The sequence below is a fragment of the Neotamlana sargassicola genome, assembly GCF_020523965.1.
Taxonomy (GTDB): domain Bacteria; phylum Bacteroidota; class Bacteroidia; order Flavobacteriales; family Flavobacteriaceae; genus Neotamlana; species Neotamlana sargassicola.
Genome location: NZ_JAJAPX010000001.1, coordinates 829479 through 856329 on the forward strand (window position 1 = coordinate 829479; position 26851 = coordinate 856329).

Consider the following 26851-nt stretch of genomic DNA (forward strand, 5'->3'; position numbering starts at 1 on the left):
AACAAAACTCATGAACATTTTAATTCTTGGCTCTGGAGGAAGAGAGCACACATTTGCTTGGAAAATAGCGCAAAGCGATAAATGTAATAATTTATTTGTAGCACCAGGAAACTCGGGAACTGCCGAAGTTGCAACCAATGTAAATATTAGCGAAACCGACTTCGATGCGATTAAAGAATTAGTGTTAAAAGAAGACATTAGCTTAGTTGTTGTTGGGCCAGAAGCACCGCTTGTAAAAGGTGTTCACGATTATTTTTTAAACGATGATGCGTTAAAAAACGTATCGGTAATTGGGCCACAAAAAGTTGCTGCCGAACTTGAAGGTAGTAAAGAGTTTGCCAAAGAGTTTATGGAAAGGCACAGCATACCGACGGCTGCTTACCAAAGTTTTACAAAAGATAATGTTGAAGCTGGTTATACGTTTTTAGAAAGTTTAAAACCACCTTACGTTTTAAAAGCCGATGGATTAGCTGCTGGTAAAGGCGTGGTGATTTTAAATGATTTAGATGAAGCTAAAGCTGAATTAAAAAGCATGTTAGTTGATGCTAAATTTGGTGACGCGAGTGCAAAAGTGGTTATTGAAGAGTTTTTAGATGGTATCGAGCTTAGTTGTTTTGTGCTTACCGATGGGAAAAACTACAAAATTTTACCAACAGCAAAAGATTATAAACGTATTGGCGAAGGCGATACGGGTTTAAATACAGGTGGTATGGGAGCTGTTTCTCCAGTGCCTTTTGCGACTCCAGAATTTTTAAATAAAATTGAAGAACGTGTTGTTAAACCAACCATTAATGGTTTTGCAAAGGATAAATTACCGTATGTTGGTTTTGTGTTTATTGGCTTAATTAAAGTTGAAAACGACGACCCTAAGGTTATTGAATATAACGTGCGCATGGGCGATCCAGAAACCGAGGTGGTTTTTCCAAGGCTTAAAAACGATTTAGTTGAAGTGTTAGATGCTATGGCAAACCAAACATTAGACAAAATTAACATTGAAATTGATGAGCGTGCTGCTACAACTATTATGGTTGTTTCTGGTGGTTACCCTGAAGCTTACGAAAAAGGAAAAGAAATTACAGGTATAGAAAACATAACAGAATCTATTCCATTTCATGCAGGTGCGCAGTTAAAAGATGGTAAAATTGTAACCTCTGGCGGACGTGTAATTTCTATTACATCGTACGGAGAAACGTACCAAGAGGCCATAAAAAAATCTTACCAAAGTATAGAAAAACTACATTTTGATAAGATGAATTATCGTAAAGATATTGGATTCGATTTATAAAAACGAGTGCGAAGAAACGCTTTTGTCTTCAGCTTCGGTTTTATTAAATATCTGTAATTGTTTTAACCAGTAAACTATAGCGGCCATACAAATAATGATGAAAATCCAAGAAATAGTATTGGCTGCCCACCAGTTTTCTAGTTCTAATTTTTTTAATGCATCCATAGGTGCAAAAAGAACATTTACAAACAAGTCTTGTATAGCGTAAAAGAAATCTTTCATAATGTAATTTGTGTTTTCTAACTCGTAATTGTTAGTATATTTACATAGCAAAAATACAAAAACAGTTAATGATAACAAGTTTTTTTAAAAAATCTAAATCAATAAATTTTATTATTGTTTTTTTCATTGCCTTATTAGCATTATTAATAGGTAAATTAGGTGCTGTAAATCAGGATTTAGATTTTACTTTTTTTGTTAAGTTATCTGGTTTTGTTGTTATTATTTTTGCATCTATTTTATTGCTTAATTTTATAGTTAGTAAAAACAGTTTAACACAAAAAGATAATTACGAAATGTTGCTGTTTAGTTTGTTTTTACTGTTTATAACACAGTCGACGCAACATTTTAATGTGTTAATTTCTAATCTTTTTATTTTGCTGGCATTAAGGCGATTAATAAGCTTAAGAACGCCAAAAAACACAAAAGAGAAGTTGTTTGATGCTGCTTTTTGGATTGGCATTGCGGCACTTTTTTACTTTTGGTCGGTATTGTTTTTTGCGCTTATTATTTTGTCACTTATACTGTTTTCAGATGGTAATTTAAGGCATTGGATTATTCCTTTTCTAGGTATTTTAACGGTTTTCGTTTTGTCTATTGTTATATCAATTATTTTTTATGATAATTACTTTCAGTTTATCGATCAATCGTTTTCGGTAAGTTTCGATTTTAGTATATACAATTCTTTAAGTTATATTATTGCAATTACACTACTTTTTTCGTTTGGTGCATGGTCCTCTTTGTTTTATTTAAAAAATATAAAAAAGAAGAAAAAAGCGTTTCGCGCATCGTTTACTACCATTATTTTTGCAGCTATAATTGCCTTTTTACTGGTTATTATTGTACCTAATAAAAACGGAAGCGAGTTTTTATTCCTATTCGCACCCTTAGCAATTATTATAACCAATTACATTGAAGTTATTCACGAAAAATGGTTTAAAGAAATTTTTTTAGGGATCTTAATCTTTGCGCCTTTTATACTTTTAATGCTGTAACTTTTCGCCAAAAGCTAAATCTCCAGCATCACCTAAACCTGGTATAATATAGCCTTTATCATTGAGGTTTTTGTCTACGGCTGCAATCCACAAATGTGTGTTGTCATCAAAATTTTTGTTTACAAAATCAACACCTTCTTGTGCGCCAATAACACTTATTAAATGTACTTCTTTAGGTGTTCCAAATGGTTTTAATGCTTCAAAAGTAGCTAGCATCGATTGTCCGGTGGCAAGCATAGGATCGGCTAGAATAAGAGTTTTTCCTTCTAAGCTTGGGCAAGCTAAATATTCTACAACAATTTCAAAGGTTTCAGGGTTTTGTTTATGATGGCGATAAGCAGAAATAAAAGCGTTTTCAGCATTATCGAAATAATTTAATAAACCATTATGTAGAGGTACACCAGCGCGTAAAATAGAGCACAACACAACATCGGTTTCTGGTAAAAAAGTGTTGTTTATTCCTAATGGGGTTTCAACCGAAACGGCTTTAAAACTTAAGGTTTTGCTCATTTCATAACATAAAATTTCGCCAATACGCTCTATGTTTCGTCTAAACCGCATGCTATCTTTTTGAATGTTTTTATCACGAATTTCTGCAATAAAATGGTTTAAAATAGAGTTTTCTGTTGAAATGTTATGAATATGCATTTTAAGTAAGTTGTTTTAAAGGTAAAGTTAAGTATAATTTAAATTAAAAAGAGCTGATTTAAAACTTGTAATTGTATAAATAGTGCCATATTATTTAAATTACGTAGTTTTGCACATTAAATTTTTTGAACATGTTTATAGAAAAAGCCAACAAAATATTTCAAGACGTTATTGAAAAATACCATATTATTAATACCGTAGATCAGCCTTTTGAAAACCCTTACGATAAAAGCAATTTAATAGAACATTTATTATACAGAAAATGTTGGATTGATACCGTGCAATGGCATTACGAAGATATTATTCGCGATCCGCAAATAGATCCTGTGGCTGCCTTAACATTGAAGCGCCAAATTGATGCGTCAAACCAAGATAGAACAGATATGGTTGAGTATATTGATAGCTATTTTCTTGAGAAATATAAAAATGTTTCTCCTAAAGAAAACGCTACAATAAATACCGAAAGTCCGGCTTGGGGAGTTGATAGGTTATCAATTTTAGCATTAAAAATATACCATATGAATGAGGAAGCTACACGTGAAGACGCCACAGATTCTCATCGTGAAGCTTGCCAGCGAAAACTGGATATTTTGTTAGAGCAACGTGTAGATTTATCTACAGCAATCGATACGCTTTTAACCGATATTGAAAACGGAGATAAGTACATGAAAGTTTACAAACAAATGAAAATGTACAACGACGACGAGTTAAACCCAGTGTTACGCTCTCAGAAGTAAAATATTCGATTTTCTGAAATGTTACACTGAGCCTTTCGACTGTGCTCACGACAAGCTCGTTCCGAGTGTCGATTCAGGATCTCAATTTAAATCTTAATGCCAAATTCAAAACACATACTCGTTATTCGCTTATCTGCAATGGGCGATGTGGCTATGACGGTGCCTGTGTTGCGAGCATTAATAAAACAATATCCCGAGCTTAAAATTACTATTTTAACTCGGGCTTTTTTTGCGCCTTTCTTTAGAGATTTACAAAATGTTCAAGTACTTACTGCCGATGTAAAAGGAAAGCATAAAGGCATTTTAGGGCTTTATAAACTCTCTAAAGAAATAAAAACTTTAGGTGTAGATGCTGTAGCTGATTTGCATAATGTATTACGCAGCAAAATTTTAAAGTTTTTTTTATCTGGAAAGCCTTTTTACCAAATAGATAAAGGGAGAAACGAAAAAAAAGCTTTGATATCGGGTGTTGTTTTTAAGCCTTTAAAAACAACACATCAGCGTTATGCCGATGTTTTCAAAAGTTTAGGGTTTCCTATAGATTTAAGCAATCCAACTTTTCCTAAAAATGCCATTTTAAATAATAAATGTGAAGCGCTTTTAGGTGATTTAAAAAGTAAACGTATTGGTATTGCACCTTTTGCTGCACATGAAGGCAAAATGTATCCTTTAAGTTTAATGAAGGAAGTTATTGAAACTCTATCTAAACAGCATAAAATCTATTTATTTGGTGGCGGCAAACAAGAAATAGAGGTGTTAAATAACATTTCTGAAGCTCATGAAAATGTACAAAACGTTGCGGGCAAACTAAGCTTAAACGAAGAGCTTGATGTAATTTCGAATCTGGACGTTATGCTTTCTATGGATTCTGGAAACGCACACATTGCAGCCATGTTAGGCGTAAAAGTGGTAACTATTTGGGGTGTAACGCATCCGTATGCTGGGTTTGCACCATTTAATCAGCCAGAAGACTTTGCTTTGGTAGCAGACAGAACTAAATACCCGTTAATACCAACTTCAATTTACGGCAATAAACATCCTGAAGGTTATAAAAATGCGGCAGGAAGTGTTTCTCCGGAAGCTATTGTAAAGAAAATAAAAGAGTTAATTTTATAATTTCCATTAAAATGGGAATTTTTTTAATAGAAGCTATTCTCTATTTAACATAAGATTCCCGCTTTCGCGGGAATAACAAATCAAATGGGGTTTAAACATCATCAAAATCAACAGTAATAGTTGCACTAGTTGGATGAGCTTGACAAGTTAAAATTAAGCCTTCAGCCACTTCGTTTTCAGTTAAAATATTGTTTTGTCTCATGGTAGCTTCACCTTCGGTAACACGAGCCAAACAACTGCTACAAATACCGCCTTGGCAGGAGTAAGGAGCATCTAAATCTTCGTCAAGCGCTGCTTCAAGAATAGTTTGTTTCGCATCCATTTCAAAGCTTGTTGTTTCATCATCAACTGTAACCGTAATTTGTGTTTTACCGCTAGTCACAGGAGCGCTTGCTGCTTCAGCCTCAGCTTTTGAAGCTTTAAACAATTCAAAATGTATTAAATCTTCAGAAACACCATGTTCCGTTAAAACATCTTTTACCGTATGTATCATACCTTCTGGCCCACAAATGTAATAGGCATTTGGCTCGATGTGCTTGTATTTATTTTTAACAACGTAGTTTATGGTACTTTTTTCAATTCTACCAAAAACAGCATCGGTTTCGTCTTGTTGGCTAAATACAAACTGAATAGAAAAGCGTTCGCTATATTGGTTTTGCAACTCTAATAGTTGGTTTAAAAACATCGTGTCTTTTGTGGTTTTGTTACCATAAACCAAAACGATTTTACTATTTACTTCTTCTGTTAAAGCACATTTAATAATGCCTAAAATTGGCGTAATACCGCTTCCTGCAGCAAAAAGGGCGATGTTTTTTGTTTTATTGTCTTTAGGTGTAAATGTAAAACGACCATTTGGCGTACCAACCTCTAAAGTATCTCCAGCTTGAAGTGTATTGTTTGCAAAAACTGAGAATGTGCCGTTTTCAACTTCTTTTACTGCTACGATAATATTTCCGCTAGTAGGAGCATCGCAAAGCGAATAATCTCTTCTAACTTCTTCACCATTTATGTCGGTTTTTAAAGTAATGTATTGACCAGCTTTGTAGCTAAAAGTATCTTTTAAGTTTTCTGGTAAATTAAAAGTGATGCTAACAGCTTTGTCTGTTAATCGAGTTATATTTTTTATAGATAGGTTGTAAAATGACGCCATGAAAATAAATTTTTAGCAAAAATAAGGAAGCCTAATTTGTTTATCCTGTTTTTCTAAAAAAATTAATACCTAAAATTCTTAGGTATAGTATTTTTCTGTATATTTGATTTATGCCGAACTCTAAATTGTACAAAGGAAGTATAACTACAATCATTTTGAAGCTTTTAAATGAGCATGATAAAATGTATGGATACGAAATTACACAGAAGGTTAAGGAACTCACTAAAGGTGAATTAAATATTACAGAAGGAGCGCTTTACCCATCGTTACACAAATTAGAAGCCGATGGATTGTTGGATGTTGAGATGGTAAAAGTAGATAACAGACTACGTAAATACTATAAACTTACCGAAAGCGGCACCAAAGAAACGGAAAATAAGCTTGAAGAATTGCAGAATTATTTACAAACCATGCAGAGTTTAATAGGCAAGCTAGCCTAACTTTATTTAATGAAAATAACTGAACAACAAATACAAGAGCTCTACACATTTACAGCTAAACATTACGTTGAGTTTTACGATGTACAAACTGAGCTTGTAGATCATTTGGCGAATGGCATAGAAGCCCAATGGGAAGAAAATCCAGAAGTAAAATTTGAAGACGCCCTTAGAATTGAATTTAAAAAATTTGGTATTTATGGTTTTTCCGATGTGGTAGAGCAGAAATATAATGCACTGTCTAAGCACTACCGTAAACAAGTTTATAAATACACCAAACAATATTTTAAACTGCCAAAAATCATACTAACCTTATTTAGTTTTTGGGCTTTGTTTAAACTTTTAACAGTAGTTGAAAATAAAAACTATATCGTTATTCCATTATTTGTTTTTTTGTTTGTTTATCAAATGTGGTATTTAATTTTTGAACGAAAAAAACGAAAAAAAATTAAGCAATTAACAGGAAAAGATTGGCTTTTTCAGAGGATAACCTTCGAGTTGGGTGGTTTGGTACATTGTATCAATTTTATGTTGTATGTACCTGATTTATTGAATTTTAATAATCCATGGTCTTTACGGTATCAAATTATATTTTCAATTGGAACGGTGCTTTATATATTAATTTTATATGTTGGTGTAAATATTGTAACCCCCAAATTACGTGTACAAGCACAAAAACAATTCCCACAGTTTAAATTTATTTAGTTGTAACATTTTAACTAAATTTCATACAAATAATTATCAATTATTAAATCACTCAATTTACATGAAAAAATTACTACTACTTTGTTTATTCGTTTTAGGATTAACTACCCAAATGCAAGCTCAAGATGATGCTTTTAAAACTGAAACCATTGAATTTATAAAAATTACAGGAGCCGGTGCTGCTTTCGAAAATGCCATTAGCCAAATAGGAGCCATGGTGCCCGATGCCAAAAAAGAAGCCTATAGGCAAGAAGCTCTAGGGACTTTAGATGGACTTTATGATAAAATGGCCGAATTATACATGAAAGAATTCACACAAGACGAGATTAAAGAATTAGTTGCTTTTTACAACACCGATTTAGGTAAAAAATTAGCCGAAAAACAATTAGGATTAACCCAACAAGCCATGATGCTAGGTCAATCTTGGGGTATTGAGGTGCAAGGTATTGCTCAAAAACACATGTAATGCATGGTTAGCCAGTTTTTAAAACTAGAATGGAAATCGCTTTACCGATCTGCTAGCTTTGGTAAATCCATAGGTATTAAAATATTTATGGGTTTATTCGCCTTGTATTTTATTGTTATGTTTTTGGGAGCTGGCTTGGTGCTTTATCCGGGTTTAAAAAAGGAATTTCCAGACCAAGAACCTATTTATATTTTAAATAATGTTCTTTTTTACTGGATTTTAATCGATTTAGTATTTCGGTTTTTCTTTCAAAAACTACCTGTTATGGTGGTAAAACCATTATTAATCTTACCTGTAAAGCGCAGTAAGGTGGTTAATTATGTTCTGCGAAAATCGGCAGTATCGTTTTTTAACTTTTTGCCTTTATTCGCCATTGTTCCTTTTGGAATAACATTGTTAGTTAAAAATTATCCTGTCGCTTCGGTTTTAAGCTGGATGCTTGCGGTTGTTTTAACCACTTTAATAATAAATTTTTTAAATTTTATTATTGAAAGTTTTTCGGCCGAAACCGAATTTTCTTTTTTACCAGTTATACTTTTAACAGGTGGTTTGTATGCTTTAAACCATTTTAACATAGTGTCTTTTAATACCATTGTTGGTGCTGGTTTTAATGCGGTTTACGAAAACCCTATTTATGTTCTAGCGCCTTTGTTGGTTTTGGTTGGGTTATACATTTACAATGCGAAACTATTAAAGCAAAAACTTTTCTTAGATAGTGGACTAAAAACAAAAGTTAAAGAAGTTAAGGCTTCAAACTTAGAATGGACTAAAAATTTTGGAGACATCGCTCCATTTTTAAAACTTGATTTAAAACTTATTTGGCGAAATAAGCGTACAAAATCATCAGTTTGGATGCTGGCCATGGGTTTGCTTTATGGCTTGGTTTTTTATCCGAATCCACAGTTTAAAAACTTTGAAGGTATTTATGTTTTCGTTGGAATATTTTCAACAGGTATTTTCTTAATTAATTTCGGGCAATTCATTCCGGCTTGGGACAGTGCATATTACAAACTATTAATGAGTCAGAATTTAAAATACGAGCAATATTTAAAGTCTAAATTAACCTTAATGGCAATTAGCGTAGGTGTTTTGTTTTTACTTGGTATTCCGTATGTGTTTTTTGGTTGGAAAATTTTAGTAGCACATTTTGCCGCTGCCATTTATAATGTTGGCGTTAATACACATGTTATTTTATTGGGCGGTTCGTTTAACCGCAAAAAAATAGATTTATCGCAAAAAGCCGCCTTTAATTATCAAGGTACTGGTGCGGTGCAATGGTTAATTGGCATCCCGTTATTGTTGCTGCCAATGGGTATATTTTCTCTAGCTTTTTTTACAATAGGTTTCGAGGTTGCCTGTGTAATAATTGCTGTTTTAGGCATTATAGGTGTAGTGTTTCATAAGCAATTCATGAAAGCCATTACAACCAAATATTTACAATCGAAGTATAAAATGATTGATGCTTTCGATCAAGACAACTAATACATTTAAAGAATGATATCTACTATTAATTTATCAAAAAAATACGCCGGAAAACAAGTTTTAAATATTGAAACTTTAGAAATCCCGAAAGGACAAAGTTTTGGGTTAGTTGGTAATAATGGTGCTGGTAAAACCACCTATTTTAGTTTGTTGTTAGATTTAATAAAACCAACTACAGGTCATATTATAAACAATGAAGTTAAGGTTAACGAAAGCGAAAACTGGAAGCCATTTACTTCGGCATTTATAGATGAAAGCTTTTTAATTGGTTACTTAACACCCGAAGAATATTTCTATTTTATTGGCGAATTACGCAATCAAAATAAAGCCGATGTTGATGCTTTAGTAAATCAATTTGAAGATTTTTTCCACGGTGAAATATTAGGGCAAAAAAAATACTTACGCGATTTAAGCAAAGGAAACCAAAAAAAAGCAGGAATTGTCGCTGCTTTAATTGGAAATCCTGAGGTTGTAATTTTAGATGAACCTTTTGCAAACCTCGATCCCACAACGCAAATTAGGTTAAAAGCTATTGTGAAAGATTTGGCCGAAACAAAAGGCGTTACCGTGTTAATTTCAAGCCACGATTTATTGCATGTTACCGATGTTTGCGAGCGCATTGTAGTATTAGAGAAAGGAGAAATTGTAAAAGATTTAGAAACAAGCGAGGCCACATTAAAAGAATTGGAAGCGCATTTTGCTAACTAGAATTTCGTTTAAAAGTAATGGCTTTATCTAGCTAAATTCAAAAAGATGCTTATTTTTACGATGAAATATAATAATGGCAAGCCTTTAAAGTTATTATTATGGTAAAATATTAACCTTGTTTAGTAAATCGTTAAAATACTTATTCGTTTTTAGTATCGTTTTTTTTGTGGCTAGTTGTTCCAGAAAAAAAGATAAATTTTTAAGCAGAAATTTTCATGCGGTTACTGCCGAATATAATATACTTTACAATGGGCAAATTGCTTTTACTGAAGGTAGAGAAGCACTAAATGATGCTTATTTCGATAATTATTGGGAAGTTTTACCTATCGAGCGTATGCAGGTTTTCGATGAAATTGTACTTCCAGGGCAATCAAAAAACGAGCAATTTACGCGTGCCGAAGAAAAAGCGGTAAAAGCCATACAAAAACACAGCATGAATATTGGCGGAAAAGAAAAAAATCCGCAAATAGATGAAGCTTATCTGCTTTTAGGTAAAGCGCGTTATTTCGATCAACGTTTTATTCCGGCGTTAGAGGCTTTCAACTATATTCTTTATAAATATCCGGCAAGTGATAAAATTAATCAGGCTAAAGTTTGGCGCGAAAAAACCAATATTCGTTTAGATAATAACGAGTTGGCTATTAAAAATTTAAAACGTCTTTTAAAGCAGGAGGAAATAGAAGGTCAAGACTTAGCCGATGCTACATCAATTTTAGCTCAAGCCTATTTAAATATTAAGGTTGTCGATACCGCGATTACTTTGTTGGAAGTCGCTTCAAATGCCACAAAAAGTAGCGACGAGCGTGGGCGATATCGTTTTATACAAGGGCAATTGTACAATACTTTAGGGTATAAAGACAGTGCAAATTATGCTTTCGATCGAGTTATAGAGCTTAACCGTCGTATTCCTAGAATCTATTTAATTTCGGCTTATTTAGAAAAAATAAAGAATTTCGATTACGAAAATGGAAATAAACTTGAAGCTCAAGAATTACTTACTAAGCTTGAAGAAAACCGTGAAAATCGCCCGTTTTTAGATAAAATTTATCATCAAATTGGCACCTTTCATTTAAAAAATAATAAAGATTCTTTAGCCGTAGTTTATTATAATAAATCTTTACGAGCTAATTCCATTGACAAAGTTTTAAAAGCCAAAACTTACGAGATTTTAGGCGATATGAATTTTGATGAAACTATTTATGCCGAAGCAGGTAAATATTACGATAGCACTATGCTAAATCAAAAGCTTAACTCGAAACCTTATCGGGTTATGAAGCGTAAACGCGATAATTTAGACGATGTTATTCAATATGAAGCTATTGCCAAGGCTAACGACAGTATTTTAACCTTAATAAGTCTGCCGGAAGCATTACGCTTGTCTTATTTTGAGCGTTATATTGAAGATTTAAAGATTAAGGATGAAGCCGAACAAGAACTAGCAGAAGCACAAGCTGAAGCAGAAACCAATAAGGCTAATAATAATTTAGGAATTAAAAATTCAAATGCGCCACGTACAGGTTTTGGGCCGCCAGTTAATTTTCAGCAAGGGCAAGCGGCTTTATTTTACTTTTATAATCCAACAACATTGGCTTATGGTAAAAATGAGTTTGTAAAAGTTTGGGGTAATCGTCCGTTGGAAGATAATTGGCGATGGTCCACAAAAACATCCAGTATTTCAGAGGTTTCAAATATAGCAGAAAACAATGTTGAAGCTTTAGCAACCCAAGATGAGCGTTACAATCCTGAGTTTTATTTATCTCAAATTCCTTCAACCGAAAAAGAAATAGATAGTATTAAAAAAGATAGAAATTTTGCTTACTATCAACTTGGTTTAATTTATAAAGAACGATTTAAGGAATACGAATTATCGAAAAATAGATTTTTAAATTTATTAGATAGCCAACCGGAAGAGCGTTTTGTTTTACCTTCAAAATATAACCTTTATAAGTTGTATGAATTGTTAGGAGAAGAAAGTGAAGCTGCAAAATTAAAAGTAGATATTATTTCGAGTTTTCCAGATTCGCGTTACGCAAAAATATTAACCAATCCAGATGCGGTATCCGAAAAAGATGAAAACAGTCCGGATAATATTTACGCAACTCTTTTTGTTAAACATGAAAACCAGGAATATGTCGATGTTATTAAAGCAAGCGAAGCCTTTATAAACGATTACGAAGGCGATGTGCTTGTGCCAAAATTTGCATTGTTAAAGGCTACGGCCATGGGGAGATTATATGGTTACGACGCGTATAAAGAAGCGATAAATAATGTGGCATTAACTTATGCTAATACACCCGAAGGTAAACAAGCGCAGCATATCGAAACTAATGTTTTACCGCAACTCGCAAATGCTAATTTTATTGCAACTGGTACTGATGATACAAACGATAATTATAAGGTAGTATATCAATTTAATAGTAATAACCCAGAAAAATTAACAGCATTTAAAACAGCTTTAGATGAGGTTTTAGAGCATGTTAGGTATTACGATTTAACAGCATCTGTAGATGTTTACGATACAGAAACAACGTTTGTTGTGGTGCATGGTATAAAATCGGAAACCGTGGCAAAAACCTTTACGCAGTTATTTACCGACGAAGATCAAGAAAAAATAAAAGAACCATTTTTTGCGGTTTCGTCAACTAATTATCAAATAATACAAGTGCATAAATATTTAAATGTATATTTAAACCTAAACAACAATTAAAACCTAACAGGTTATGTTTTCAGATAATAAAAAAGAACGACACATGGCAGATACAAGCTCAAGCCAAAATATTATTGCTAAAGGCACTAAGTTGGTTGGCGATATTAATAGTGAAGGCGATTTTAGAATTGATGGCACTATTGAGGGTAATGTAAACACAAAAGGCAAAATAGTTTTAGGTAAAACCGGTGTGATAACAGGTACTTTAAACGGTACTGATGCTTATTTTGAAGGGGAATTTTCGGGTAAATTAACACTATCGGGTACGTTAACATTAAAAGCTTCTGCTAAAGTAGAAGGCGAAGTTGTGGCAGGAAAACTGGCTGTAGAACCAGGTGCGACTTTTAATGTGTCTTGTAGTATGCAAGGGGCGGTAAAACAAGTTGGAAAAGGTGACGGAAAAGCCGCAAAAGCAGTTTAATAAATACATTAGGTTTACAACCATGGCACTACAAATGGGTGTAACCATTTATTTAGGTAGCTTACTTGGGGAATGGCTCGATGTTAAATTTAATAACACCAATCAGCTATATTATAAAATTGCAACACTTTTAGCTGTTTTTTTAGCGATGTACGTTGTAATTAGGCAGGTTTTAAACATTACCAATAAAAACGATTAAATTTGATTAAACGTATTCTTCTTTATGCGCTAGTTGTGGTTAGCGCATTGTTTTCATCTTACTTTTTGCACGATTATATTATTTCAACAGCACTTTCATTTAAATTATGGCAAGTTTATGTATTTCATGCTATTGCCGCGTTTTTAGTGTATTTGTGTGTTGAAATTACGGCCGAAAAACTACCAAATCAGGCTGGTTACGCCTATTTAATGCTAATGTTTTTTAAAATTGGAGCCTTTGTTTTAATTTTTCAAGAGTCGGTGTTTGCTAAAGAAAGTTTACTTAAAGTAGAATCGGTAGCTCTAGTGGTTCCTTTATTTTTATTTTTAATAATTGAAGCTATCGCTGTAGCGCGTCTTCTTAACAGCAAATAAACTAGGTGCTTAAGCAAAATAAATACAATAATGAAGTGTTAAATAAAACTAAACAAAAAAAGGGCTTGGTTTTTTAAATTATTGTTTACATTTGCACAAAATTTTACAAAGCCTAAATGTTATTATTTAGAAAAGAAATTATGATAGCAAAACAATCTATCAAGTTTTTAGTCGTATTGTTCACATTAACAGCTTCATTTGCAGTATTTGCTAATGGAGGCGACCAAGAAAACCATCACGCTGAAGGAAACCAAATTGATACTCCAGAAGAAATTAAAGGGTATATTGAACACCACTTAAAAGATTCTCACGATTTTCATTTTTATACAGATAATGCAACTGGTTCGCATGTTAGTTTTCCGTTGCCTGTAATTGTTTGGACCAGCGAAGGGTTAAGAACGTTTATGTCTTCAGAGTTTCATCACGATGATGCTGGACACGTTGTTGTAGAAAAAGATGGTGTACACTTAACTAAAATTCACAGTAAAATTTACGAATTAGAAGCTGGTGCACACGAAGTAGAATTCGATGATCATCACCATGCTATAAACGCTCACAGGGTTTTAGATTTTTCTATTACCAAAAGTGTTTTTGGTATGTTGTTAGCGGCACTTTTAATGATTTTAGGTTTTGGAGCATTAGCTAGAGGTTATAAAAACGGAAAAACAATTCCAACGGGAATAGGTCGTGTTTTAGAGCCATTAGTAATTTATGTCCGAGACGAAATTGCAAAGCCAAATATTGGGGAAAAGAAATATAGAAAATTCATGGGCTTTTTATTAACCGTGTTTTTCTTTATTTGGATATTAAATTTATTAGGATTAACACCACTAGGGTTTAACGTAACAGGGCAAATAGCGGTAACAGTATGTTTGGCTATTTTTACCATGTTAATTTATATGTTTAGTGGTAGTAAAGATTTTTGGGCGCATACATTATGGATGCCAGGTGTTCCGGTAATTTTACGTCCTGTTTTAGCAGTAATTGAGTTGGTTGGTTTTGTTTTAATTAAACCATTCTCTTTGTTAGTGCGTTTATTCGCAAACATGACGGCTGGTCACTTTGTGGTAATGAGTTTAATTGCTTTAATGATTACCATGAAAGAAGCCTTTGGTCCAACTGTGTCTACAGGCATGTCGTTGGTGTTAGCATTGTTTATATCGGTTATCGAAATATTGGTAGCCTTTTTACAAGCGTTTATTTTTACGATGTTATCATCGTTATTTATAGGGATGGCTGTTGAAGAACACGAACATCACTAAATATAAATTTGTTTAATTAATATATTTAAAATCAATTAGTATGTACAATTTAATTGGAGCAGGATTAATCGTAATCGGTGGAGGTATCGGTTTAGGTCAAATTGGTGGTAAAGCAATGGAAGGTATTGCTCGTCAACCTGAAGCAGCTGGAAAAATCCAAACTGCGATGATCATCATCGGTGCATTATTAGAAGGTTTAGCTTTCGGTGCATTAATCTTAGGAAAATAATATTTCCGTATTAAAAACAAAAAACCAGAATACCTGTAACGGTTGGTTCCAGGTTCTGGTTTTTAAAACAATTAAACAATAAATAACCCATTTAATAAAAAACCATGGATCAGTTATTAAACGATTTTTCACCAGGTTTGTTTTTCATGCAAGCCATAATATTATTAATCTTAATAGTATTGATGCGTAAATTTGCATGGAAACCTATTTTAAATTCTTTACAAGATCGCGAAGATGGTATTAAAAATGCATTAGAATCTGCTGAAAATGCAAAGTTAGAAATGCAAAATCTTCAGGCAGATAACGACAGATTGTTAAAAGAAGCAAGAGCAGAACGCGAAACAATGCTTAAAGAAGCGCGCGAGCTTAAAGACAAAATGATTGAGGATGCTAAAACTGAAGCTCAAGAACAAGCTAATAAGTTAATTGCACAAGCACAGGCATCTATCGAGAGCGAAAAAAATGCGGCTATGGCAGAACTGAAAAGTCAAGTAGCTGGTATTTCTTTAGAAATTGCAGAGAAAGTAGTACGTACAGAATTATCTAATAAAGACAAACAATTACAATTAGTTGAGTCAATGTTAGAAGATAAACAATTAAACTAATACAACATGTCTGGAGCAAGAGCAGCCATACGTTACGCTAAAGCCGTGTTTAGTTTAGCAGCAGATCAAAATACAACCGAGGTTGTAAACAATGATATGAAGCTAATTGCAAACACCATAGCAGAAAGCAAAGACTTAAGTGATATGCTTCAAAGTCCAGTAATTACTTCAACCGTTAAAAAGTCGGTTTTAAACGAAGTTTTTAAAGGTACAGACAAATCAACTTTAAGTTTAATAAACACATTAATAAGCAATAACCGAATTGATATTTTAAATCATGTTGCTGTAAAATTTAATCAACTTTTTGATGCTTCAAAAGGTATTGAATTGGCAACAGTAACTACTGCTGTAGCGATTACACCAGCGATTGAGCAAAAAGTTCTAGCAAAAGCTAAAGAACTTACTGGTAAAACAGTTGAAATTAAAAACGTTATTGACGAAACTATTTTAGGCGGTTTTATTTTACGCATTGGCGATGTACAATACAACGCAAGTGTGGCAAACCAACTAAATAAACTAAAACAAGAATTTACAATAAATTAAAATAATTCAGAATTCAGTATTCTGAATTCAAAATTTAATAAAGATGGCAGAAGTAAAACCAGCTGAAATATCAGCAATCTTAAAACAACAACTATCAGGTTTCGAAGCAAGTGCTTCGTTAGATGAGGTAGGAACTGTATTAACTGTAGGTGATGGTATTGTACGTGCTTACGGATTATCGAACGCACAATACGGTGAGTTAGTAGAATTTGAAGGCGGCTTAGAAGGTATCGTACTTAACCTTGAAGAGGATAATGTAGGTATTGTATTATTAGGTGCTTCAAAAGGTGTAAAAGAAGGTTCTACAGTAAAGAGAAAAGGTGTAATTGCTTCTATTAATGTAGGTGAAGGCATTGTTGGTCGTGTGGTTGATACTCTAGGTAACCCAATTGATGGTAAAGGACCTATCGCTGGCGAAACGTACCAAATGCCATTAGAGCGTAAGGCACCTGGTGTTATTTATCGTGAGCCTGTAACCGAGCCATTACAAACTGGTATTAAGTCTATCGACGCTATGATTCCTGTTGGTCGCGGACAACGTGAGCTTGTTATTGGTGACCGTCAAACTGGTAAAACTACAGTTTGTATCGATACCATCTTAAATCAAAAAGAATTTTACGATGCTGGTGAGCCAGTATATTGTATATATGTTGCTGTTGGGCAAAAAGCTTCAACGGTAGCAAACATTGCTAAAACTTTAGAAGATAAAGGTGCTTTAGCCTATACAACTATTGTTGCTGCAAACGCATCAGATCCTGCTCCAATGCAAGTATACGCTCCAATGGCGGGTGCTGCAATTGGTGAGTATTTTAGAGATACTGGTCGTCCTGCTTTAATTATTTATGATGATTTATCGAAGCAAGCAGTAGCATACCGTGAGGTGTCTTTATTATTACGTCGTCCACCAGGACGTGAGGCGTATCCAGGTGACGTTTTCTACTTACACTCGCGTTTATTAGAGCGTTCGGCGAAAGTAATTAACGACGACAATATCGCTAAAGAAATGAACGATTTACCTGAAAGCCTTAAACCAATAGTAAAAGGTGGTGGTTCGTTAACAGCGTTACCAATTATTGAAACGCAAGCGGGAGACGTTTCGGCTTATATTCCAACAAACGTAATTTCTATTACCGACGGACAAATATTCTTAGAGTCAGATTTATTTAACTCTGGTGTTCGTCCAGCAATTAACGTAGGTATTTCGGTATCTCGTGTTGGTGGTAATGCGCAAATAAAATCAATGAAAAAAGTATCTGGTACTTTAAAATTAGACCAAGCACAGTTCCGTGAGTTAGAAGCTTTCGCGAAGTTTGGTTCAGATTTAGATGCGGCTACTTTAAACGTAATTGAAAAAGGTAAACGTAACGTTGAAATCTTAAAGCAAGCACAAAACGATCCATTTACAGTTGAAGATCAAATTGCAATTATTTATGCAGGATCTAAAAACTTATTAAAAGACGTACCAGTTGATAAAGTAAAAGAATTTGAAGCGAATTATATTGAGTTCTTAAACGCTAAACACCGTGGTGTTTTAGATACTTTAAAATCTGGTAAATTAACTGACGAAGCGACCGATACTTTAGTAGCGGTAGCAAAAGAATTATCGGCGAAATATAAATAATTTTGAATTAGGAATTCAGAATTATGAGTTACAAGGCAAGTGGTAATGCTATTGTTGATAGAAGTTTTTACTTTGCTTGTGATATTGTAATTTATGCTGAAAAACTAAAAGAAAAACGTTATTTTGAAATAGCAAATCAATTACTAAAGTCTGGCACTAGTATTGGTGCTAATGTGAGAGAGTCACAAAGAGGTGTTAGTAAAAAAGATTTTAAAAATAAATTAGGAATTGCTCTTAAAGAAGCTGACGAAACATCCTTTTGGTTGGACGTTATAGAAGAAACAAAAATTTTTAATGTTCCTTCAAGTTTAAGGGAAGATTGTGAAACATTAATTAAGCTTTTAGTTTCAATTATAAAAAATTCATAATCAGTAATTCATAATTCATAATTTGAAATATGGCAAATCTAAAAGAAATACGTAGTAGAATATCATCGGTGTCTTCAACCATGCAGATTACCAGTGCCATGAAAATGGTATCGGCTGCAAAGTTAAAGAAGGCGCAAGATGCCATTACTGCTATGCGTCCGTATGCAGATAAACTTACCGAGCTTTTACAAACGTTAAGTGCAACGTTAAACGACGATGCTGGTAGTGTTTTTGCAACGCAACGTGAGGTAAAAAAGGTTTTAATTGTTGCAATTACTTCAAACAGAGGTTTAGCAGGTGCTTTTAACTCTAACATTATAAAAGAAGTTAACAAGCTTACAAACGAAACTTACGCCAACCAAGAAGTATCTTATATTGCTATTGGTAAAAAAGCGAACGATGCCTTTAAGAAAAGCAATAAGGTTATTGCAAATAATAGTGATGTTTTTGATGATTTAACTTTTGAAAACGTAGCTGCAATTGCGCAAGGCCTAATGGATAAGTTTGTTGCTGGCGATTTCGATAAAATTGAAATAGTTTATAACAAGTTTAAAAACGCTGCAACTCAAATTGTAATGACCGAGCAGTTTTTACCGTTAATTCCTGTAGAAGCTGAAGCTAACGTAAATGCCGATTATATTTTCGAACCATCGAAGGTAGAAATCGTTGAGCAGTTAATTCCAAAGTCATTAAAAATTCAGTTGTACAAAGGTATTCGCGATTCGTTTGCATCAGAGCACGGTGCACGTATGACAGCGATGCATAAAGCAACCGATAACGCTAAAGAGTTAAGAGATCAGCTTAAATTAACGTACAACAAAGCACGTCAAGCTGCTATTACAAACGAAATTTTAGAAATTGTTGGTGGTGCGGAAGCGTTGAATAATTAAACGAGCCAAAAGCGAGTTAAATTATAAAAAGGCGGAAGCGTTGAATAATTAAACGAGCCAAAAGCGAGTTAAATTATAAAAAGGCGGAAGCCGTGAACAATAAACAATATTAGTTTTAGTGCTAAAGCAAATAAAACTAAACAAACTAGAAAAGCCTCATCCTATTAAATGAGGCTTTTTTTATGGCATCCATTTTGTAAACGTTATATTTATAAATCTAAAAATAAGCGTTATGAATCTTTTAAAGCAAACTTTCTCTGCCGTAATTTTAATGCTAATAACTATGAGTTTTTCGCAGTGTGCAAGTACAAACACATTAGAAAAGAAACCAAGTATAACGCTAAAGCAAGTGTATTACGAACGTTGGGTAGCCGGTGTAAAAGGCGGTGGTTCTGGTGTTAACTTGTTTATTCCAATTCAATCAAACACAAATAAATCTGTTTTAGATTCTGTTTATTTTCAAGGTAAAGGCGCTAAATTAGAAATGATCAACCAGGAATTGGTTGTAGGACGTTTTAAAACAGAAGCCAACAGGTCGAAAGAAGATATTATTATGAGTAACGAGGCATATGCCGAATATGGTCAAAATAAGTCAATGTATACGCCTAAAATGCCTTTCGAACTTGAAGAAAATGAATGCGTTATAAGTTACCTAGAAAACGGAATCAAAAAATATTTTAAGGTAGGCGATGTTGTTTTTAAAAAATCTCGACCTATACCTTCTGTAAAACTACAATAAGCCCGACTTATATTTTGCTTTAAGACAACTAAAAGCGTATTTTTAACCATCAAATATTTATGAATTGAGCGGACTCAAAACATTATTCAAGCAAACATTTATTTACGGTTTAGCTACGGTTTTACCTAGAATGTTAAGCTTTTTACTTGTACGTCTTCATACCGACGAAAGTGTTTTAAGTTCGGTGGCCGATTACGGTGATGTATCACTTATTTTTTCATACTTCGTGCTCTTCAATGTAATATTAGCGTACGGCATGGAAACTGCTTTTTTTCGGTTTTTTAATAAAGAAGATGATAAAGCTAAGGTGGTTGGAACATCGGCTATTTCCTTAATAGTTTCTTCTTTCATGTTTTTTACACTTGCGCTTCTTTTTAAAAGCCAAATAGCTGCGTTAACCGATTTAAACGAAGCCTATATAAATCTCGTTATTTGGATTCTGTTACTAGACGCCCTCGTTATTGTTCCTTTCGCTTGGTTACGCGCTAATGCAAGACCAATAAAATACGCTATTATTAAAATTTTAAACGTTATAATAAATCTAGGATTAAACCTCTTTTTATTATTGTGGTTGAAAGACTTAGCCGAAGAAAGCACCATTTTAAACATCATTTACAAACCAAATTTCGAAATTAATTACATTTTCATAGCAAACTTGGTTGCGAGTGCAGTTACACTTTTATTGATGTTTTCATTTTATTTCAAAATAAAGTATACGTTCAATAAGGCACTTTGGAAACAAATGATGCAATATGCCTTTCCTGTTTTAATTGCAGGTGTTGCATTTTCGATTAATGAAACTTTCGATAGAATTTTACTTGATAAATTATTACCAGAAAATATTGCCAAAACCGAAATTGGTATGTATTCGGCATGTTATAAATTGGCGTTGTTTATGACGCTGTTTGCAACCGCGTATCGTTTAGGCATTGAACCATTTTTCTTTAGTCATGCAAAAACAGAAAACCCTCAAAAAAACTATGCCAGAATTTTAGAGTATTTTGTAATTTTTGGTTCTGTAATTTTGTTAGGCGTTGTGGTATTTGCAGATATTTTAAAAGTGATTTTTATAGGCGATGAAGCTTACTGGCAAGCCATGTGGATTGTGCCCATAATATTATTAGCAAATTTCTGTTTAGGTATTTACCACAATTTATCGGTTTGGTATAAAATAACCGATAGAACAAAATTTGGTGCGTACATTTCGGTTTTTGGTGCGTTGTTAACCCTATTACTAAATTTCTGGTTAATACCAATTATGAGTTACAAAGGTTCTGCAATAGCAACATTAACAGCATACGCAAGTATGATGTTAGCCTCGTATTTTTTCGGAAAAAAATATTATCCAATTCCTTACAACATAAAAAAAATAGTACTTTATTTATCTGGTTCAATTTTGTTTTCTGTAGTGTCGTTTTATCAATTTAGAGGCAATTATGTGGTAGGAGTTTCTATGTTAATTGTATTTTTGGCTATCGTTTACGCCTTAGAAAAAAACACCATAAAACAATTATTAAAAAAGTAATATGAAAATAAAAATAGTAAACAAATCCAATCACGAGTTGCCTCATTACGAAACTTTGGCATCGGCAGGAATGGATTTACGTGCAAATTTATCCGAATCACGTATTTTAAAACCGTTAGAGCGCACCATTGTTGGTACAGGACTTTTCATAGAACTTCCGGTTGGTTTCGAAGCTCAGGTACGCCCTAGAAGCGGTTTGGCTGCTAAAAAAGGAGTAACAGTACTTAACGCTCCAGGAACTATAGATGCCGATTATAGAGGTGAAATAGGCGTTATTTTGGTAAATTTATCAAACGACGATTTCGAAATTAACAACGGCGAGCGCATTGCGCAATTAGTAATTGCAAAACACGAGCGTGCCGAATGGGATATAGTTGAAGAACTATCTGAAACAGCTAGAGGAGAAGGTGGTTTTGGAAGTACTGGGGTTAAGTAACCAATTCCTGCGAAAGCAGGAATCTCAAAATAAAGCCATCATGAACTTTGGTATGTCTACATCATGGCAAACAAGCCCAATGGTGTCTTGTACATTGGTGTAACTGATAATTTGGATGAAAGAGTAAAAGAGCATAAGTTAAAAGTTTACCCAAAGTCATTTACGGCAAAATATAATTGTGATAAACTGATTTATTTTGAAGAATTTAGTGAAGGAAAAATTGCAGAGAGAAGGGAAAGGCAGTTCAAAAAATGGAAACGTGATTGGAAAATTGAATTAATTGAAGAAATGAATCCAAGTTGGTCAGATTTAAGTGCTAACTGGAACTTGAATTACAATAAAATTAGGAAATAAATTAAAACAAAAGATACCCGCTTTCGCGGGCATGAGATATGAAAATAATAGTCCCAATGGCAGGTCGAGGCTCTCGATTACGCCCTCATAGTTTAACCGTACCAAAACCGCTAATTCCAGTAGCGGGAAAACCTATTGTGCATCGTTTGGTAAGCGATATTGCTAAAGTGTTAAAACAACCCATTGAAGAAGTTGCCTTTGTTCTTGGCGACCCAGCATGGTTTGGCGATGATGTTGTGCAAAGTTTAACCGAGTTAGCTACTAGTTTAGGTGCCAAAGCATCCATTTACCGTCAAGACAAACCGCTTGGAACTGGCCATGCTATTATGTGTGCTAAACCGTCTCTTTCAGGTCCTGCAGTTATTGCTTACGCAGATACTTTAATTCGTGCAGCTTTTGATTTAGACCCCGAAGCCGATAGCGTAATCTGGACTAAAGAGGTTGAAAACCCAGAAGCATACGGCGTTGTTAAGCTTAATAAAAACGAAGAAATTGTAGAATTGGTTGAAAAACCAAAGGAGTTTGTAAGCAATCAAGCAGTAATTGGCATTTATTATTTTAAGGATGTTGCTATTTTAAAAGATAAATTGCAAGAAGTTCTTGATGAGAACGTTATGAATGGAGGTGAGTACCAAATTAACGATGGTATTAAGCGCATGATGGCAGAAGGTAAAATATTTAAAACCGGAACCGTAGATGAATGGATGGATTGTGGTAATAAAGCCATAACCGTTGAAACCAACGGGAAAATGTTAGGATTTTTACATGCAGATGCCCAAGAAACTTTGGTTGACACCTCGGTAACGCTTGAAAATTCTAAAATTATAGAACCTTGTTTTATTGGTAAAAACGTAGTGTTAAAAAATGCAACAGTTGGTCCTAATGTATCGATTGGCGATGGTTCTGTTATCGAAAATTCAACTATAAAAAACAGTTTAATACAAACTGAAACCAGTATAAAAAACGCCAATTTAGATAATGCTATGATTGGTAATCATGTAAAATATAATGGTAACTTTACAAGTATTAGTATTGGCGATTATTCGGTGCTTGAATAACTATGATATGCTCTTAACTTGAGGTTGCTTTAAGAAAAATTGAAGTGTTTTTGGTAGAATATCAAAACTATGAAACAAAATGTTTACATATTAGTTTTCCTTTTCGGAATTATTTTAGTTCCCAAATTTGGCTTTGCCCAAAACGACGATTTAGGGGATAACGACGATAAGTTTCAGGAGTTGTTTTATGAAGCTTTGAAACAAAAAAGCATTGAAAACTACGATCGTTCGGCTGAAGCCCTTTTGGCTTGTATTGAAATAGATAAATCGGTACCCGTATTATATTTCGAATTAGGTAAAAATTATATACAACTTAAAAATTTTGGCGCTGCCGAAGATGCTTTAAAAGAAGCGGTAAATAAAGATCCTAATAATGAATGGTACCTTGATGAATTGTATGGTTATTACGCCTCGCAAAACGATTATAAAAACGCTATAAAAACCGTAAAACAATTGGTTAAGTATCATCTGGATTACGAAGAAGATTTAGCTTCGCTGTACATGAAATCCGAAAAATATGATGAAGCTTTAGAGGTTTTAGACCAAATGGACGCAAAACATGGCGTTTCAGTATCTCGCGATTTAATGCGAAACAGAATTTATCAAATTACCGGTCGAAAAAAAGATCAAATTAAAAATTTACAAGATCGGGTAGAGAATAACCCAGAAAAAGAGTCGAATTACTTGGCTCTTATCTTCCGCTACAGCGAAAACAACGAAAAAGAAAAAGCGTTTAAAACAGCTAAGGAGTTGCTTAAAATGAACCCAGAATCGCAATTGGTTCACCTAGCCTTATATAAGTTTTATTTAGATGAAAATGATGCCGAAAAAGCCATTGAATCTATGAAAATTGTGGTGAAAAGTAGCGAAATTAAGCCCGAAGCTAAACTAAAAGTATTAACCGATTTTGTACAATTTGTAAGTGAAAATCCTGAATACGAACAAGATTTAGTAGAAGCTACAACTTTGGTAAGTAATACAAACAACAGTAAAACATTAATCGAGCTTGGGCAATATCATTTAACTAAAAACGATAAAACAAAGGCTTTAGAGTATTTTGAAACAGCACTTCAACTGGAGCCCGATAATTTTAATGTGTTGCGCACCGTAATGCTGTTATATATCGATTTAAAACAGTACAAATTAGCCCAAGAAAAAAGTAGTGAAGCTTTAGAAGAATATCCATCTCAACCCTTGTTTTATCTTGTAAATGGTGTGGCATTAAACGAGTTGAATTCTCCAAAAAAAGCATTAGAGGCTTTAGAAATGGGATTGGATTTTATTATTGATGATAACAAAATGGAAGCCGATTTTTACAAACAATTAAGTAAAGCTTATACCTTGTTAAACAATACGCAAAAGGCAAAAACGTTTAGTGATAAAGCGCAAAAATTAGAATCTTCAAATTAATGATAAAATATATTAAATACAGCTTTGTATTAGGTTTAGTTGTTTTGGTTTTTGGTTGTAAAACGGCTAAAACAGTAACTAATGGTGAAGCTAATTTAAACTTAAATACCAAGCAATTAATTAAGGAAAATGCAAAACGTATAGCGTCCTATAAAACGTTACAATCTAAATTAAAGTTAACCTTAACCCAAAAAGGAAAAACACAATCGTACACGGTTACTTACCGAAGTAAAATGGACGAAGTTATCTGGATAAACGCTCCTTTTTCGGTAATTCGAGCTATGATAACACCAGAAAAAGTGAGTTTCTACAATAAGCTAGATAACACTTATTTTGATGGCGATTATAACTATTTAAGTGAGTTATTAGGTACAGAACTCGATTTTTATAAAGTGCAGAATTTACTTATTGGCGAAACTATTTATAATTTAAATACAAGTGATTATAAAGCCGAAGTTATCGATGGTAATTATTTGGTACAACCTAAAGTACAACGTAACTTATTTGATATTTTATTTTTAATCGATCCGAGTATTTTTAAGGTTACATCGCAACGTATTTTGCAACCAGTAGAGCAAAGAGATTTACAAATTAATTATTTAAGTCATCAAAATATTAACAGCCAAAGTTTGCCCGAAGAAATAAAGGTAATTGCTGTTGAAGAAAATGAAGAGTTAATTGTAAATTTGGAGTTTAAAAATGTTGTGCTAAACGAAGATTTAAGATTTCCGTTTAAAATACCTTCTGGTTTTAAAGCCATTGAACTTTAATGAATTTTACAATAAAATCATATGTTAAAGAATGTGTTTTGCTAGCTTTTATTTTGGCAAGCACTATGGTATTTTCTCAAAACAATAAACAAAAAGAATTAGAAACACGTCGGCAAGAGTTGCGTAACGAAATTCAGCAATTAAACAAATTGCGTGCCGATAATAAAACTAAACAGAAGTCGCAATTAAGTTTAGTTGAAGGTGTAAATCATAAAATTAGTGTGCTTTCAAATTTAATTAAGGTAACCAACCAGCAAGCTAATTTACTTACCCGTGAAATTAACAGTAATCAAAAAAAAATAACCGATTTACGCAAAGAATTAGCCGATTTAAAAGACGATTACGCTGCTATGGTAGTTAAGGCTTATAAAAGTAAAAACAGACAAAGCAGAATAATGTTTTTGCTGTCGTCAAACAATTTTAAGCAAGCTTATAAGCGTTTGCAATACATTCAGCAGTACGCAGATCATCAAAAAAAGCAAGGTGAAAATATTAAAGCCAAAACTCTGGAATTACAGGCTACAAACACCAAGTTGCTTAATCAGCAAAAGGAAAAAAACACCTTGATTGCCGAAAATAGACAGGTGCAAAAAACATTGCAAGCAGATAGAAAAGAGCACGAAGCCTTAATGCAATCTATTCAAAAGAATTTATCGACTTACACCTCTCAAATTAGGCAAAAACAGCGTGAAGTAAACCGCATTGATGCCGAAATAGATAAAATTATAAAGGCGGCCATTGCAAAATCGAACACCAAAGCAGGTAAAAGTTCCAGTTCAAAAAGTTTTGCGTTAACGCCAGAAGAAAAAGTGTTAGCTTCAAATTTCACCTCTAATCGTGGTAAGTTACCATGGCCTGTAGATAATGGTTATGTGAGTCTAGGTTATGGTACACAACGCCATCCAATCGATAAAAGTTTAACCATAAAAAGTAATGGTGTTAGAATTACCACTCAAAAAGGTGCGCAAGTTCGAGCCATTTTTAATGGTGAAGTCAGTGAGATTTTAAAAATGCGAAACGTAAATCCTATTGTTATGATTAGGCATGGAAACTACCTAAGCATTTATAAAAATTTAAGTAAGGTTTATGTAAAAGTAGGCGATAAGGTTTCTACAAAACAGGCTATTGGCGAGGTGTTCACTAATCCAAGTAATGGAGAAACTATTTTAAGCTTTATCATTTCAAAGGATAGTAATACCCAAAATCCTGCGAGTTGGTTGTATAAAATGTAGTATTGCTTTTAAGATGAAATAAATTTATTAAAATGTTGTTTGCTGTAATTTAAGTTACAAGGTTAGGATGAAAATACTTCTCGATACAAATTTGCTTCGTTTCTCTTCGCAAATCCACTCGAAATGACAATATGAGTTTTATGTAAAGAAGGCTTTATTT

The 26851-nt window shown here is 33.5% G+C and carries 31 protein-coding genes; 28 read left to right on the plus strand and 3 right to left on the minus strand.

The features are described from left to right. Positions 1-10 precede the first annotated feature (10 nt). Positions 11-1285 carry a phosphoribosylamine--glycine ligase gene (gene purD, locus LG651_RS03570; protein WP_226694776.1) on the plus strand — a complete coding sequence of 425 codons (1275 nt, stop codon included), beginning with the start codon at positions 11-13 and terminating at the stop codon, positions 1283-1285. Here purD and LG651_RS03575 read toward each other — a convergent pair. Then, positions 1280-1507 (minus strand): DUF6341 family protein, encoded by a 228-nt coding sequence (locus LG651_RS03575; RefSeq protein ID WP_226694777.1) that lies wholly within the window; start codon positions 1505-1507, stop codon positions 1280-1282. The genes purD and LG651_RS03575 overlap by 6 nt on opposite strands. 68 nt (positions 1508-1575) lie before the next feature. Here LG651_RS03575 and LG651_RS03580 point away from each other — a divergent pair, with 68 nt between their 5' ends. Next, on the plus strand, positions 1576-2499 hold the full coding sequence (locus LG651_RS03580; RefSeq protein ID WP_226694778.1) for a DUF6427 family protein: 924 nt from the start codon (positions 1576-1578) through the stop codon (positions 2497-2499). Here the strand turns inward: LG651_RS03580 and upp are convergent. After that, on the minus strand, positions 2488-3147 hold the full coding sequence (gene upp, locus LG651_RS03585) for a uracil phosphoribosyltransferase (protein WP_226694779.1): 660 nt from the start codon (positions 3145-3147) through the stop codon (positions 2488-2490). The two genes, LG651_RS03580 and upp, sit on opposite strands and share 12 nt — an antisense overlap. A gap of 131 nt (positions 3148-3278) precedes the next feature. Between upp and LG651_RS03590 the strand changes: the two genes are divergently transcribed. Both LG651_RS03590 and LG651_RS03595 read left to right on the plus strand, forming a co-directional pair. Beyond that, positions 3279-3884, plus strand: coding sequence for a DUF4254 domain-containing protein (locus LG651_RS03590; RefSeq protein WP_226694780.1), 606 nt, complete (start codon positions 3279-3281; stop codon positions 3882-3884). Between the two features lie 96 nt (positions 3885-3980). After that, positions 3981-5000, plus strand: coding sequence for a glycosyltransferase family 9 protein (locus LG651_RS03595; RefSeq protein ID WP_226694781.1), 1020 nt, complete (start codon positions 3981-3983; stop codon positions 4998-5000). A 91-nt stretch (positions 5001-5091) separates the two neighbouring features. Here LG651_RS03595 and LG651_RS03600 read toward each other — a convergent pair whose 3' ends face one another. After that, on the minus strand, positions 5092-6150 hold the full coding sequence (locus LG651_RS03600; RefSeq protein WP_226694782.1) for a ferredoxin--NADP reductase: 1059 nt from the start codon (positions 6148-6150) through the stop codon (positions 5092-5094). Between the two features lie 110 nt (positions 6151-6260). Between LG651_RS03600 and LG651_RS03605 the strand changes: the two genes are divergently transcribed. The 24 genes from LG651_RS03605 to LG651_RS03720 all read left to right on the plus strand — a co-directional run bounded on the left by LG651_RS03605 (position 6261) and on the right by LG651_RS03720 (position 26691). Further along, on the plus strand, positions 6261-6590 hold the full coding sequence (locus tag LG651_RS03605; RefSeq protein WP_226694783.1) for a PadR family transcriptional regulator: 330 nt from the start codon (positions 6261-6263) through the stop codon (positions 6588-6590). A 9-nt stretch (positions 6591-6599) separates the two neighbouring features. Next, positions 6600-7292 carry a hypothetical protein gene (locus LG651_RS03610; RefSeq protein ID WP_226694784.1) on the plus strand — a complete coding sequence of 231 codons (693 nt, stop codon included), beginning with the start codon at positions 6600-6602 and terminating at the stop codon, positions 7290-7292. Positions 7293-7353: 61 nt separating this feature from the next. Continuing rightward, positions 7354-7758: a DUF2059 domain-containing protein gene (locus tag LG651_RS03615; protein WP_226694785.1), complete on the plus strand. Its 405-nt coding sequence runs from the start codon at positions 7354-7356 to the stop codon at positions 7756-7758. Between the two features lie 3 nt (positions 7759-7761). Then, the gene (locus LG651_RS03620; RefSeq protein ID WP_226694786.1) at positions 7762-9240 is read left to right on the plus strand and encodes a DUF5687 family protein; all 1479 of its coding nucleotides are present in this window, start codon (positions 7762-7764) and stop codon (positions 9238-9240) included. 12 nt (positions 9241-9252) lie between these two features. Then, entirely contained in the window at positions 9253-9948 is a 696-nt protein-coding gene (locus LG651_RS03625) for an ABC transporter ATP-binding protein (RefSeq protein ID WP_226694787.1), read from the plus strand. Between the two features lie 115 nt (positions 9949-10063). Continuing rightward, on the plus strand, positions 10064-12655 hold the full coding sequence (gene porW, locus LG651_RS03630) for a type IX secretion system periplasmic lipoprotein PorW/SprE (RefSeq protein WP_226694788.1): 2592 nt from the start codon (positions 10064-10066) through the stop codon (positions 12653-12655). 13 nt (positions 12656-12668) lie between these two features. Continuing rightward, entirely contained in the window at positions 12669-13076 is a 408-nt protein-coding gene (locus LG651_RS03635) for a bactofilin family protein (RefSeq protein WP_226694789.1), read from the plus strand. Beyond that, positions 13048-13275 (plus strand): AtpZ/AtpI family protein, encoded by a 228-nt coding sequence (locus tag LG651_RS03640; RefSeq protein ID WP_317197707.1) that lies wholly within the window; start codon positions 13048-13050, stop codon positions 13273-13275. Before LG651_RS03635 ends, LG651_RS03640 begins: the two co-directional genes overlap by 29 nt. A 2-nt stretch (positions 13276-13277) precedes the next feature. Continuing rightward, on the plus strand, positions 13278-13649 hold the full coding sequence (locus LG651_RS03645) for a DUF6168 family protein (RefSeq protein ID WP_226694791.1): 372 nt from the start codon (positions 13278-13280) through the stop codon (positions 13647-13649). Positions 13650-13789: 140 nt separating this feature from the next. Next, positions 13790-14911, plus strand: coding sequence for a F0F1 ATP synthase subunit A (atpB, locus tag LG651_RS03650; RefSeq protein WP_262905081.1), 1122 nt, complete (start codon positions 13790-13792; stop codon positions 14909-14911). 40 nt (positions 14912-14951) lie between these two features. Further along, a complete protein-coding gene (gene atpE / locus LG651_RS03655) occupies positions 14952-15140 on the plus strand; it encodes an ATP synthase F0 subunit C (protein ID WP_004569351.1) in 189 nt (62 codons plus the stop codon). A 104-nt stretch (positions 15141-15244) separates the two neighbouring features. After that, complete coding sequence (locus LG651_RS03660; protein WP_226694792.1) at positions 15245-15745, plus strand: F0F1 ATP synthase subunit B; 501 nt, start codon at positions 15245-15247, stop codon at positions 15743-15745. Between the two features lie 6 nt (positions 15746-15751). Next, a complete protein-coding gene (atpH, locus tag LG651_RS03665) occupies positions 15752-16288 on the plus strand; it encodes an ATP synthase F1 subunit delta (protein ID WP_226694793.1) in 537 nt (178 codons plus the stop codon). A gap of 43 nt (positions 16289-16331) precedes the next feature. Continuing rightward, positions 16332-17909 carry a F0F1 ATP synthase subunit alpha gene (gene atpA, locus LG651_RS03670; protein ID WP_226694794.1) on the plus strand — a complete coding sequence of 526 codons (1578 nt, stop codon included), beginning with the start codon at positions 16332-16334 and terminating at the stop codon, positions 17907-17909. 23 nt (positions 17910-17932) lie between these two features. Beyond that, complete coding sequence (locus LG651_RS03675; RefSeq protein WP_044625626.1) at positions 17933-18277, plus strand: four helix bundle protein; 345 nt, start codon at positions 17933-17935, stop codon at positions 18275-18277. Between the two features lie 29 nt (positions 18278-18306). Continuing rightward, positions 18307-19167, plus strand: a complete 861-nt coding sequence (gene atpG / locus LG651_RS03680; RefSeq protein ID WP_226694795.1) for an ATP synthase F1 subunit gamma — start codon at positions 18307-18309, stop codon at positions 19165-19167. Positions 19168-19399: 232 nt separating this feature from the next. Then, the gene (locus tag LG651_RS03685) at positions 19400-19906 is read left to right on the plus strand and encodes a hypothetical protein (protein WP_226694796.1); all 507 of its coding nucleotides are present in this window, start codon (positions 19400-19402) and stop codon (positions 19904-19906) included. Positions 19907-19970: 64 nt separating this feature from the next. Then, entirely contained in the window at positions 19971-21431 is a 1461-nt protein-coding gene (locus LG651_RS03690) for an oligosaccharide flippase family protein (RefSeq protein ID WP_226694797.1), read from the plus strand. Between the two features lies 1 nt (position 21432). Next, on the plus strand, positions 21433-21867 hold the full coding sequence (gene dut, locus LG651_RS03695) for a dUTP diphosphatase (RefSeq protein ID WP_226694798.1): 435 nt from the start codon (positions 21433-21435) through the stop codon (positions 21865-21867). A 60-nt stretch (positions 21868-21927) separates the two neighbouring features. Further along, positions 21928-22221, plus strand: a complete 294-nt coding sequence (locus LG651_RS03700) for a GIY-YIG nuclease family protein (RefSeq protein WP_317197709.1) — start codon at positions 21928-21930, stop codon at positions 22219-22221. A gap of 38 nt (positions 22222-22259) precedes the next feature. Next, entirely contained in the window at positions 22260-23279 is a 1020-nt protein-coding gene (locus tag LG651_RS03705) for a sugar phosphate nucleotidyltransferase (protein WP_226694799.1), read from the plus strand. 69 nt (positions 23280-23348) lie between these two features. Further along, positions 23349-24689: a tetratricopeptide repeat protein gene (locus tag LG651_RS03710; RefSeq protein WP_226694800.1), complete on the plus strand. Its 1341-nt coding sequence runs from the start codon at positions 23349-23351 to the stop codon at positions 24687-24689. Next, a complete protein-coding gene (locus tag LG651_RS03715) occupies positions 24689-25459 on the plus strand; it encodes a DUF4292 domain-containing protein (protein WP_226694801.1) in 771 nt (256 codons plus the stop codon). The genes LG651_RS03710 and LG651_RS03715 overlap by 1 nt, the downstream gene beginning before the upstream one ends. After that, positions 25459-26691, plus strand: a complete 1233-nt coding sequence (locus tag LG651_RS03720) for a murein hydrolase activator EnvC family protein (protein ID WP_226694802.1) — start codon at positions 25459-25461, stop codon at positions 26689-26691. Before LG651_RS03715 ends, LG651_RS03720 begins: the two co-directional genes overlap by 1 nt. The last annotated feature ends 160 nt before the right edge of the window (positions 26692-26851 follow it).